Source organism: Chryseobacterium sp. SORGH_AS_0447 (assembly GCF_030818695.1).
In the GTDB taxonomy this organism is placed as follows: Bacteria; Bacteroidota; Bacteroidia; order Flavobacteriales; family Weeksellaceae; genus Chryseobacterium.
On sequence record NZ_JAUTAR010000001.1, the window covers coordinates 298,285 to 311,193 of the forward strand.

7 protein-coding genes are annotated in these 12,909 nt (G+C 41.5%); all 7 read left to right on the plus strand.

Annotated features, from left to right (window positions below; all coding sequences use genetic code 11):
• The first annotated feature begins 23 nt into the window (after window positions 1-23).
• Window positions 24-245, plus strand: a complete 222-nt coding sequence (locus QE422_RS01400; protein ID WP_027382805.1) for a DUF2795 domain-containing protein — start codon at window positions 24-26, stop codon at window positions 243-245.
• A 121-nt stretch (window positions 246-366) separates the two neighbouring features.
• Entirely contained in the window at window positions 367-3,441 is a 3,075-nt protein-coding gene (gene secA, locus QE422_RS01405; RefSeq protein WP_307454567.1) for a preprotein translocase subunit SecA, read from the plus strand.
• Between the two features lie 149 nt (window positions 3,442-3,590).
• Complete coding sequence (locus QE422_RS01410; RefSeq protein WP_307454569.1) at window positions 3,591-5,732, plus strand: TonB-dependent siderophore receptor; 2,142 nt, start codon at window positions 3,591-3,593, stop codon at window positions 5,730-5,732.
• 41 nt (window positions 5,733-5,773) lie between these two features.
• Window positions 5,774-6,982 carry a PepSY domain-containing protein gene (locus tag QE422_RS01415; RefSeq protein WP_307454570.1) on the plus strand — a complete coding sequence of 403 codons (1,209 nt, stop codon included), beginning with the start codon at window positions 5,774-5,776 and terminating at the stop codon, window positions 6,980-6,982.
• On the plus strand, window positions 6,979-9,096 hold the full coding sequence (locus QE422_RS01420; RefSeq protein WP_307454572.1) for a TonB-dependent receptor: 2,118 nt from the start codon (window positions 6,979-6,981) through the stop codon (window positions 9,094-9,096). Before QE422_RS01415 ends, QE422_RS01420 begins: the two co-directional genes overlap by 4 nt.
• A gap of 274 nt (window positions 9,097-9,370) precedes the next feature.
• A complete protein-coding gene (locus tag QE422_RS01425) occupies window positions 9,371-10,579 on the plus strand; it encodes a PepSY domain-containing protein (protein WP_307454574.1) in 1,209 nt (402 codons plus the stop codon).
• Window positions 10,580-10,663: 84 nt separating this feature from the next.
• Complete coding sequence (locus QE422_RS01430) at window positions 10,664-11,632, plus strand: ROK family protein (RefSeq protein WP_307454575.1); 969 nt, start codon at window positions 10,664-10,666, stop codon at window positions 11,630-11,632.
• Window positions 11,633-12,909 lie beyond the last annotated feature (1,277 nt).

Genomic DNA, 12,909 nt, shown 5'->3' on the forward strand with positions numbered 1-12,909 from the left:
CTTTTGCAAAAAATTAGAAAATTATGTACTGGACATTAGAATTAGCTTCATACTTAAGTGACGCACCTTGGCCAATGACTAAAGCAGAGCTTATCGACTATGCCATCAGAACCGGTGCTCCTATGGAAGTAGTGGAAAATCTTCAGGCGATTGAAGATGAAGGGGAAATTTATGATGCAATCGATGAAATCTGGAGCGATTACCCTACGGACGAAGATTATCTTTGGAACGAAGACGAATATTAATTAAAAGCAATAAGCTTTAGGCCATGCTTAGAGCTTTTTTGCCCTTTTTATATATCATTTTCACGTTAAGTGTTATTCAAACGCTTAAAGGGTATTCTTTTAAGCATAAAGCAAAAAATTTATGAGTTTTTTAAACAAAGTTCTAAAAGGGTTTTTGGGAGACAAAAAAGCGCAGGACCTAAAAGAAGTAAAAAAAGTTGTAACAAAAATCAAAGCTGTTGAACCGGCGATCCAGCAATTGTCTGATGACGGTTTAAGAGAGAAAACTGCTGAGTTTAAAGAAAATATTAAATCTGCCACCAGCAAAATCACAGCGCAGATAGAACAGATCCAGGAACAGATCAAGAATTCGAAAAACGTGGACGAAAAAGAATCCCTTTTCTCGAAGATCGAAACCCTGAAAAAAGAATCATACGAAATTGAAGAAAAAGTCCTGGGCCAGATCCTTCCTGAAGTTTTCGCTTTGGTGAAAGAAACGGCAAGAAGATGGGCACAGAACGGAGAAATCCGTGTAACGGCATCCGACTGGGACAGACAATTGGCTGCTGCCGGAAAAGATTTTGTAGAAATTCAGGGAGATCAGGCAGTCTGGAAAAACTCATGGGATGCTGCCGGAACACCTGTAAACTGGGACATGGTACATTACGATGTACAGTTTATCGGAGGGGTTATCCTGCACAGCGGAAAAATTGCTGAAATGGCAACCGGTGAAGGAAAAACTTTGGTAGGTACGCTGCCGATATTCTTAAATGCTCTTCCGGGAAGAGGGGTTCATGTCGTAACAGTGAACGATTATCTTGCCAAAAGGGACTCCGCGTGGATGGGACCATTATATCAGTTCCACGGAATGTCGATCGACTGTATCGATAACCACCAGCCAAACTCAGACGGAAGAAGAAAAGCGTATAACTCAGATATTACTTACGGAACCAACAATGAATTCGGTTTCGATTATTTGAGAGACAACATGGTAACTTCTCCATCTGAATTGGTACAGAGAGAACTGAACTTTGCCATCGTCGATGAGGTAGATTCCGTATTGGTAGATGACGCGAGAACTCCGCTGATCATTTCAGGTCCGGTTCCGCAGGGAGACCGTCAGGAATTCGACGTTTTGAAACCTTCAATCGACAGAATCGTTGAGGTTCAGAAAAAAACCGTTTCCACCATCTTTAATGAAGCGAAAAAATTAATCGCTGCCGGAAACACCAAAGAAGGAGGATTTAAATTGCTTCAGGCCTACAGAGGTCTTCCTAAAAACAGACAATTGATTAAATTCTTATCGGAAAGCGGAAACCGTGCATTGCTTCAGAAAGTGGAAGCGCAATATATGCAGGACAACAACCGTGATATGCCGATCGTAGATAAGGATCTTTACTTCGTAATCGAAGAAAAGAACAACCAGGTAGATCTTACCGACAAAGGGGTTGAATACATGTCCCAAGGGAATTCCGATCCTAATTTCTTCGTACTTCCGGACATCGGAACGGAAATCGCTGAACTGGAATCTAAAAATTTATCCAAAGAGGAAGAATTTGAAGCAAAGGAAAGGTTGTTCTCTGATTTTGCAGAAAAATCCGAAAGGGTACATACCATGAGCCAGTTGCTTAAAGCGTATACATTATTCGAAAAAGATGATGAATATGTAGTAATCGACGGAGAAGTAAAAATCGTTGATGAGCAGACCGGGCGTATCATGGAAGGAAGACGTTATTCCGATGGTCTTCACCAGGCTATTGAGGCGAAAGAAAACGTAAAGATCGAAGCGGCAACCCAGACGTTTGCGACCATTACCCTTCAGAACTATTTCCGTATGTACAACAAACTTGCGGGGATGACGGGTACTGCTGAAACGGAAGCGGGAGAGCTTTGGGAAATCTATAAGCTGGATGTGGTGGTAATTCCTACCAACCGTCCGATTTTAAGACATGACAGACAGGATCTTGTTTTCAAGACCAACAGAGAAAAATACAATGCCGTAATTGAAGAAATTGAAAGATTGACGGCAGCAAAAAGACCGGTACTTGTAGGAACTACTTCCGTAGAGATTTCACAGTTGCTTTCAAAAGCATTACAGCTGAGAAAAATCCAGCACCAGGTTCTTAACGCGAAACTTCACAAAAAGGAGGCAGAAATTGTAGCTGGTGCAGGTCAGCCGGGTGTTGTAACCATCGCCACCAACATGGCGGGTCGTGGTACCGACATCAAGCTTTCCAAAGAAGTAAAAGAAGCCGGAGGTTTAGCCATTATCGGAACCGAAAGACACGATTCCAGAAGGGTAGACCGACAGCTGAGAGGTAGAGCGGGACGTCAGGGAGATCCGGGAAGCTCACAGTTCTATGTATCTTTGGAAGATAACCTGATGCGTTTATTCGGTTCGGAAAGAATCGCTAAAATGATGGACCGGATGGGCCATAAGGAAGGTGAAGTTATTCAGCATTCCATGATCAGCAAGTCGATCGAAAGAGCTCAGAAAAAAGTAGAGGAAAATAACTTCGGAACCAGAAAGAGACTTCTTGAATATGATGACGTGATGAACAAGCAGCGTGATGTAATCTATAAAAGAAGAAAGAACGCTTTGTTCGGGGATCACCTGAAGTATGATATTACCAATATGATCTTTGATGTGGCAAATTCTATTGCTGCAAAAGGAAAAGCTTCAGGAAGCTATAAAGATTTCGAATACGAAATCATCAAGACTTTCACTATGGAATCTCCGGTTTCTGAAAACGATTTTAAATCCAAAACCGTTCAGGACTTAACGAATATTCTGTTTAAAGCTGCTCAGGAAGATTACCAGATGAAGCTGAACCTGTTGAAGGAGAAATCATTCCCGATTATTGAGAATGTATACCAGAACCAGGGGTCGATGTTCAGAATGATCCAGGTTCCTTTTACGGACGGGCATAAAACGATGACTATCGTTACTGATCTTAAGGATGCTTATGAAACGCAGTGCGACAGCCTGATCAACGATTTTGAGAAGAATATCACGTTATCCATCATCGACGAGAACTGGAAACTGCACCTTCGTGAAATGGACGATTTAAGAAGATCTTCACAGGGAGCCGTATATGAGCAGAAGGATCCGTTGGTGATTTACAAGCAGGAATCTTTCCACTTATTCAGTGAAATGATCGATAAATTGAACAAAGAAATTATCTCATTCTTATATAAAGGAGAAATTCCGGCATAAGAAATAATAATTTTAAATACATAAACCGCTTCAGGATGGCCTGGAGCGGTTTTTTGCTATTCATGGGATATTAAATCTATGATAAATATCAACTTATTAATTTATTTAGAATAATTAAAAACAATATATTTGCAAAAAATTTGTGTTTCATGAAAAATGTACTGATCTGCGCTTCACTGTTAGGTTCCATGCTAACTTTCGCCCAGGAAAAAGATACGATTAAGTCGAATGATATCGAAGAAGTTGTTGTAAACGGTAAATATTATAAAAAATACGTCGAGAAAGAAGGATCTTCTTCTATCCGTCTGGATGAGGAACTGATAAAGATTCCTCAGAATATTTCCATTATTACCAATAGGGCTTTAGAAGATCAGCAGGTCACTACCATGAGCGACGGTGTTCTCAGAAACGTTGCCGGAGCCCAAAGGCTGGAGCACTGGGGAGATATGTACACAAGAGTGAACATGAGAGGTTCCAGAGCTGCCGCTTTCATGAACGGGGTAAACGTAACTTCAAATTGGGGTCCGTTAAGTGAAGATATGTCTTTTGTGGATCACATCGAATTTATCAAAGGGCCGTCAGGATTCTTAATGTCGAATGGTGAGCCGAGCGGTATTTACAATATCGTAACCAAAAAGCCTACCGGACAATCTTTAAACGGTTCTGCCAGAGTAACCCTGGGAAGCTTCAATATGTACAGAGGCGAAACGGATATCGATACCAAGATTACCGACAAAGTAGCATTCAGATTAAACTTAATGGCTCAGAACAGAAAGAGTTTCAGAGATTATGAATTTAACGACCGTTACATCATCAATCCTTCCCTAAAGGTAAATCTTACCGATAAAACAACTTTAACGGCAGAATATATCTATCAGAAAGCAAAAATGTCTGAAGTAGGTTCTGCTTATGTTTATAGCTTTGAAGGATACGGAACTAAACCTGTAGAATATTCTATAACAGATCCAGGAATTGATCCAACAAAAGTAACAAACAATACAGTAAATGTTAATCTACAGCATAAATTCAACGAAAACTGGAAATTAACAACCCAACTTACTTATGTAAATGAATATACAATGGGTAGCGATATCTGGCCCGGAGAATTCATATCCAATACACAGTTCATTAGGACATTAAATTTTTGGGAAGCAGATAATACTATGAAGTTTGGGCAAGCCTTTTTAAATGGTTACGCAAAAACAGGAGCTGTATCTCATAAAATATTAGTGGGTCTTGACCTAGGCTCTAAAAGATATTTGGCAGACTGGTCTAAATCCGGTCCGCTAGATACAAAGGCAAATCCTTTTGATCTTAATTCAACAACGTACAGTCCGCCAAGTGCTGGATATCCTCATTTTACAACTGATGGAAAATCGTTATTAGAAAGAGCAACACCTTACGGTACTATTGAACAAAACTATACAGGTCTCTATCTACAGGATGAATTAGGTTTCTTTGATGACAAATTAAGATTAACCTTAGCTGCCAGACATACCACAGTCAGCCAAAATGATTATGGTACAGACAAAAAAGCAAGCAGAATTACACCACGTATAGGATTAAGTTATTCTGTAGATGGAAATACTTCGGTATATGCATTATATGATCAGGCATTCGTTCCGCAGGCAGGCTTCCTAAGAAATGGAGAAATCGCAAGCCCGATTACCGGAGATAATATAGAAGTGGGTGTAAAAAGAGACTGGTTCGGTGGAAAATGGAATACAACCCTATCCCTTTATAACATTAATAAAAACAATGAGCTTATCAGTGATCCAAACAATCTTCCGGGAGAGAGATTCTCTATTGTATTGGGTAAATCCAGAGTTCAGGGAGTTGAATTCGATCTGAAAGGAGAAATCGCAAGAGGATTCAATGCCATATTCAACTACGCTTTCACGGAAAATAAAATAACAGAGTCCAACGATCCGACCGCTAATCCGGTAGGCATGAGAATTCCGGGATATGCAAAACATACGATTAACGGATGGTTAAACTATACGTTCACAGAAGGAACACTGGAAGGATTCGGATTAAGTTTCGGAGGAACATTCTTAGGCGACAGAAGTACCTGGAACTGGGGAACTGCCGGAACGCAGAATATGAATGATTACCTTAAGTTTGATGCAGGTTTATCCTGGGAAAATACAAAATTCAGAGTGGGATTAAACGTCTTCAATGTATTTGACCGATACCTGTACTCCGGATCTTACTATGGTTACGGCGGATACTATTACTACCAGGCCGAAGCCCCAAGAAATTTCAGACTTTCAATAGGATATAAATTTTAAATAATTAAAAGTTAACCCCTCAAAAGGTTAACTTTTTTCTCATGAGAAAGAAGCATCATCATAAAAAGAGCCCTTCTTTTACCAAAAAATGGTCTGCCAAACTGCACTTGTGGTTTGGCTTGTCCGTTGGACTGATCGTTTTCATTGTTTCATTATCGGGAACAATGTATGTTTTTAAAGATGAAATCCAGCATCAGCTCCGGAAAGAAGCAATGTACGTAAATGCTGAAACGATTACACAACAGCCGCTTTCCATCGAAACATTAAAGGAAAAAGTATCTCTGGAGCTGAACGAGAAATATCCGATAAGCTCCGTTGAAATCCCTTTAGCCAAAAACAGGGCGTACGAATTCCTGTATTATGAGAAGGATAAAAAAGCATGGAATTACTTCGATGAAGTAAAAATCAACAAACTGGTGTATGTAAACCCGTACACGGGTGAAGTTTTAGGGATCTACAATGAGAAATACGACCTCTTCCCCATTTTGAAATCAATTCACTGGAGCCTACTTTTAAAAGCCGACTGGGGAAAATATGTGGTGGGAATTCCGGTGGTCCTTTTTATTATCATGCTGATCACGGGTATCATTTTATGGTGGCCTAAAAACAAAAAAGCACGGAAAGGAAGATTCTGGTTCGACTGGAAAAATGTGAAAACCTGGAAACGCAAAAACTACGACCTGCACAATGTATTAGGATTTTACGCTTCTTTTATTGCCCTGCTGATGAGCCTATCCGGAATTTACTTTGCTTATCCGTGGGTAAAAAACACTTTCAACCTGGCATTGTCCGGCTCAGTGGAGCTGCCAAAAGAAAAAGAAATGAAATCCCAGGATTCTTTACATGGAAAAAATAATGCGGTTTATGATCTTACCGCCCGGGAAACAAGAAAGCTGTATGCCACCTCATCAAGCTTCAGAATTCCGCTAAACGGAAAAAATAAAAAAGGAAAGACGTTAAAAAATATTCCGGTAACGGTTTACGGTGAAGACGGACGATTCGCTGTCCGGAACCAACTGGCTTTTGATAAATTTTCAGGAAAACTATTAATAAACAAACCCCATCAGCAGCTTAATGCTGCAGAGCAATATGCCCACGCCAACTATGACATCCATACCGGTTCTTATTTTGGAATGGCAGGAAAAATCATCTGGTTTATCGCAGGACTAATCTGCACCTCACTGCCCGTCACCGGATTTTTGGTATGGCTGGGGAAAAAGAAGAAAAAAGGAATTAAAAAAGCATCATGAAGAAAATCATTTTATCGGCAGCTGCCTTGGCTGCTATTGGCGTTACCGCACAACAAAAGGACTCTCTACAGGTTAAAGACGTAGATGAAGTAGTTCTTACCGCTTCACGGAAAAAAGAAAGCATCAAGGAAGTTCCCGGTTCTGTAACGATCGTCAGCCAGAAACAGATCCAGTCCCAGCTTACCGTAAATTCCGACATCAGCAATATTTTACAATACACTGTTCCCAGTCTTGCTCCCAGTTCGGGAACAACAACCAATAGCGGCCAGACCCTTAGAGGAAGACAGGTTCTTGTCCTGATCGACGGCATCCCGCAGTCCACTCCCCTACGGAACGGCGCAAGGGATATCCGGTCGATCGATCCCTCCGTTATTGAAAGAATTGAAGTCATCAAAGGAGCAACCTCCATTTATGGGAACGGATCGGACGGGGGAATCATCAACTACATCACGAGAAAAGCAAGCGGGGACCGCAGGATTTCAGGACAGTCGCAAATCGGGATTACCGGGCAATTGTACGGAGGAACGCTGGGTTTCCGTGCTAGCCAGTTCCTGACAGGAAAAATCACTTCGAAATTTGATTATGCCGCATCCCTGGCCTACGAGAGAACCGGATATCTGAAAGATGCTGATGGTGTCAACCTCAGCCCGACGTACAGCACCGCCAAAATGGACAATTACAACGGGATGCTGAAGCTGGGATATAACCTGAATAACAACCAGCGAATAGAAGCTTCCTATATCGGGTACGCTTCAAAATCCGATCTGGATCTTGGCCTTAAAACCGGGAAATATGGCATTACGCCAACCGTTGGGGAAGGATCTTCCAAAAATCAGGAGCTTACCCCGCAGGGAACACCGAGAAACCACAACTTCAAAATCAGTTATGACAACCAAAACCTGTGGGCAGGAACATCGCTGAACGTCAACCTTTATCTTCAGGATTTCAGAACGGTGTACGGATACAGCGACACCTTTCTGAACGGCGGCCAGTCCAACGTCATTTCAAAGAAGAAAGGAGCGCGGTTCAATTTTGACACGCAGCTTTGGAATACGCAGAATTCCCAGGGAGAAGTTCTCTATGGAGCCGATATTTTAAATGATCAAACCGTGCAGAAGCTGGAAGACGGACGATACTGGACTCCGGATATGGATATGACCAACATCGCCCCGTTTATGCTGGTAAAGATTGATTTATTTAAAAAGCTGATCCTGAAAGGTGGCCTGCGCTACGAAAACATCAAAGTAAAGGTCGGTGATTTCAACACCCTTTCCACCATTAAAAACGACGGTACCTTTACCAAAAGTATTTTTGTAAAAGGTGGCGACCTGGAGTACAATGCTTTGGTGGGAAACATCGGATTCCGTTACAATTTCAATCCTCAGATCAACCTCTTCGGAAGCTTTTCACAGTCGTACTCCATCAACGAGCTGGGAAGAATCCTGAGAACATCAACTGCTGATACCATCAGTAAGCTGGAAACCAAACCTATTATCGTAAACAATTATGAATTGGGTGCTACCGGGCAGATCACCAAATGGCTGAATTACGAAATAACATCCTATGTAAGTACGTCCAAACTGGGAGCAACCTTTGTTCAGAGTCCGGACCGGTCACTGACGATCCAACGAGCTCCGGAAGTGGTGTACGGTGTTGAAGGATTCCTGCATTTCAATCCGGCACAGTGGATCAGTTTCGGAGGAAGCTACAGCTGGATAGAAGGCATCACTTCCCCGAAAGACGACGGCGATTATTCAACCAAAATAAACAACAGCCGGATTTCGGCTCCCAAGATCCTGGCTTATGTGCAGGTAAGACCTGTCCCGAACGTATCGGTAGGTCTGGATATGCTTCATGCATTCGGACAGGACCGTTTCCAGCCGAACGCCAAAACAGGACTGTATACCTATGGCGAAGGCAAGGTTCCGGAATACACCGTTTTCAACTTTAAATCAAGCTACGACATCAATAAGAGCTGGAAGGTTTCTGCGGGGATCGAAAACCTGTTCAATAAATCTTATCAACCTGCTATCGCCTGGTGGGCGGCACGGGACAGCGATTTCGTCAATGCATTGGGAATGAGGGGAACCCTGATCGTGGAATATAAATTTTAAATATAAACAGGCTTTGTAACTCTAAAAGCCGCAAAGACTATCATATTACACAGATCTAATTTAAAGCTTAAAGTTATTTTTTAGGTTGTGTACCCCATAAAGCTCTTGAAATTTTTCGAGAGCTTTTTGTTTTGAAGCAGGCCTTAATAAACCGCATCAACATTCTTCATCTCTCCGTTGGTGAACCAACTAAAATATCTTCGACGAAATTTCGTTAATTATAAGTATTCTAAATAAAAATTAAAACATTATCTTTGCCGGAATTAAGGAAGACATGAGGAAAAAGCATCATAAGAAAAAGCCGAGCGCCTTTAAGAAATGGACCGGGAAACTGCATTTGTGGCTGGGCCTGGGTGTTGGATTTCTGATTTTCATTATCTCGATTACCGGCGCATTGTATGTTTTTAAAGATGAAATTGAAAACGCTACCCGGAAAGACGTTATTTATCATAACGAGCAGAATATCGACCGGAAGCAGGTTCTTCCGATCAGGGCGCTGGAAAAAGCGGTAGTGCAGCAGGTGAAAGAAAAGTACCCAGTACACTGGGTGAATATCCCGATCGACAAAAAAATGTCCTACCTTTTCTACTGGTACGAGCATAACCCAGACGGCTGGAATTATTTTGATGAATTTCCTATTTATAAAGTTGCTTACGTCAATCCTTACACCGGGCAGGTTCTGAGAACCTACGACGAGAAAAACGGATTCTTCCAGATCGTTAAGATGATCCACTGGAGCTACCTGCTGAAACAATCCTGGGGAACCTATCTCGTGGGTATTCCGGTTATCATTTTTGTCATCATGCTGATTTCAGGGATTATCCTTTGGTGGCCTAAAAACAAAGCGGCCCGCAAGCAGCGTTTCTCTTTTAAATGGAAGAATGTAAGCGGGTGGAAAAGGAAAAATTATGACCTTCACAACGTATTGGGATTTTATGCTTCCATCTTTGCCTTAATCTTTTCCATTACAGGATTGTTTTACGCCTTTTTTGCCGTTCAGGCTGCCATTTATTTTATCTTTTCCGGAGGAAAGACAGCCTATCCTGATTTTTCATCCATCAAAACAAAAGCTCCGATCGAATTACGGACGGAAGGAACGCTGGATAAAATCAGCAATACCGTTAAAGCAAAATATCCGGATTCTTACGGATTTTCCATCGATCTCGGCCACGAGCACATGGATGATCATGAGCATCCGCACTTTGAAGTCTATGTAAAGCACCTCTCCTATTCCTATCACAAAAGCAGCAGCCTGATCTTTGATGAAAACTCCGGCGAACTGCTTCATACCCACGATATGAAAGACAAAAATTTCGGTGAAAAAACAGTCGGCGCCAATTACGACATCCACGTAGGATCCATTCTCGGTCTTCCGACAAAGATCATCGCTTTCCTGGTAAGCCTTATATGTGCCTCATTACCAGTCACCGGCTTCATGATCTGGTGGGGAAGAAGAAAAAAGAAAAAGTTGAAAACCGCCTGAAAAAAAATTTCAATAATTATCTAGTTAATAATCCATTAATACAATCTTTTTTATAATTTTAACCTTTTAGAATTTTAGAATAGAATGTCATTAGTAGATTTGTCAAAACACGTAGCGCTTGGAATTGATATCGGCGGGACGAACACAAAATTTGGAGTAGTAAACCACCGGGGTGAAGTCCTGGAAAAAGGAAACATCCGTACAGATGCCTATCCTACCGTAGAAGAGTATATCGATGCCTTATATGAAGCGGTGCGTCCGCTTATCGAAAACCACGGAAAGGAAAAGAATTTCGACGGGATCGGAGTGGGTGCTCCAAATGCCAACTACTACACGGGAACCATAGAACAGGCACCGAATCTTCCGTGGAAAGGGATTATCCCCTTTGCACAGCTCATAAAAAATAAATTCGGGCTTCCGTGCACCATCACCAATGATGCCAATGCAGCAGCCATCGGGGAAATGCTTTTCGGCGCAGCACGCGGAATGAAAGATTTCATCATGATCACTCTGGGAACCGGTGTAGGAAGCGGGATTGTTGCCGGTGGAAAGCTGATCTACGGACATGACGGATTCGCAGGCGAACTGGGACATACCATCGTAAAGCCTGGCGGAAGAAAACACTGGAGTACCGGTTCTGAAGGCTGTCTTGAAGCCTATGCTTCGGCTACAGGAATCGCGATCACCGCCAAGAAAATGAGAGCGGAATTCCCGGAATCTCTGCTCAACCAATACCCTGAAGAATCCATCAATTCTAAAACCGTTCACGAATGCGCTTTAAAAGGCGATCCGATCTCCATGGAAGTTTTCAGGTATACCGGACAGAAATTAGGAGAAGCTTTGGCTAATTTCGTTATGTTCTCTTCTCCGGAAGCCATTCTTTTATTTGGCGGCGTGATCAAGGCCGGCGATTTTATCTTAAAACCGACCAAGCTTCACATGGAAAGAAACTTACTTCCGATTTTCAGAAACAAAGTAAAACTGGTATTCAGCGAACTGGATGAGGCCGATGCTGCTATTTTAGGAGCAAGTGCACTGGTTTGGGAAAAATAAGTTGAAATACATTTAAAATATAAGCATCCTTTTTCAGGATGCTTTTTCTTTTGTCCGAATCACTGAATCGATTCAAGTTCGCCGATTAGCAGATAATGCAGATTGTGCTCACAAAATTTTTTAAACGCAAAGATGGTTGTTTATACCGCTTATTTTAAGAGACAAAGGCAGATAAATCTGCTGCGCGAAGCGAACGTAACCTTCATCAATCAGCTTGCTGATTCGCCCTTTGTTTCCTTTAAATAATACATTTCGAAAAGGAATCTTTGCGTTAAAGAAAATAGCACGCAGATCTTGCAGGTGACGCAGATTTTTGTCTGTGGAATTTTTCAACGCAAAGATGGTTGTTTTATACCGCTAATTTTAAGAGACAAAGGCAGATAAATCTGCTGCGCGAAGCGAACGTAACCTTCATCAATCAGCTTGCTGATTCGACATTTGCTTCCTTTAAATAATACATTTCGAAAAGGAATCTTTGCGTTAAAGAAAATAGCACGCAGATTTTGCAGATGACGCAGATTTTTGTTTGCGGAATTTTTTTAAACGCAAAGATGGTTGTTTTATACCGTTTATTTTAAGAGGCAAAGGCAGATAAATCTGCTACGCGAAGCAAACGTAACCTTCATCAATCAGCTTGCTGATTCGACCTTTGCTCACTTTAAATTATACATCCTGAAAAGAAAGCCTTTGCGTTAAAGAAATAGCACGCAGATCTTGCAGATGACGCAGATTTTTGTCCGTGGAATTTTTTTAACGCAAAGATGAATGTTTTATACCGCTTATTTAGAAAGCAAAGGCAGATAAAATCTGCTGCGCGAAGCGAACGTAACCTTCATCAATCAGCTTGCTGATTCGACCTTTGCTCACTTAAAACTATACATAATGAAAAGGAAACCTTTGCGTTAAAGAAAATAGCACGCAGATTTTGCAGATGACGCAGATTTTTGTCTGTAGAATTTTTCAACGTAAAGATGAATGTTTATACTGCTTATTTAAGAAGCAAAGGCAGATAAATCTGCTGCGCGAAGCGAACGTAACCTTCATCAATCAGCTTGCTGATTCGCTCTTTGCTCACTTAAAATTATACATCATGAAAAGGAATCTTTGCGTTAAAGAAAATAGCACGCAGATCTTGCAGATGACGCAGATTTTTGTTTGTGGAATTTTCAACGCAAAGATGGATGCTTTATACCTCTGATTTTAAGAAGCAAGGCAGATAAATCTGCTGCGCGACGCGAACGTAACCTTCATCAATCAGCTTGCTGATTCACCCTTTT

What these genes read in the sequence shown, in the direction of transcription:
- secA (WP_307454567.1), top strand. Translation starts at nt 367, where the DNA reads ATGAGTTTTTTAAACAAAGTTCTAAAAGGGTTTTTGGGAGACAAAAAA.
- QE422_RS01410 (WP_307454569.1), top strand. Translation starts at nt 3,591, where the DNA reads ATGAAAAATGTACTGATCTGCGCTTCACTGTTAGGTTCCATGCTAACT.
- QE422_RS01420 (WP_307454572.1), top strand. Translation starts at nt 6,979, where the DNA reads ATGAAGAAAATCATTTTATCGGCAGCTGCCTTGGCTGCTATTGGCGTT.
- QE422_RS01415 (WP_307454570.1), top strand. Translation starts at nt 5,774, where the DNA reads ATGAGAAAGAAGCATCATCATAAAAAGAGCCCTTCTTTTACCAAAAAA.
- QE422_RS01430 (WP_307454575.1), top strand. Translation starts at nt 10,664, where the DNA reads ATGTCATTAGTAGATTTGTCAAAACACGTAGCGCTTGGAATTGATATC.
- QE422_RS01400 (WP_027382805.1), top strand. Translation starts at nt 24, where the DNA reads ATGTACTGGACATTAGAATTAGCTTCATACTTAAGTGACGCACCTTGG.
- QE422_RS01425 (WP_307454574.1), top strand. Translation starts at nt 9,371, where the DNA reads ATGAGGAAAAAGCATCATAAGAAAAAGCCGAGCGCCTTTAAGAAATGG.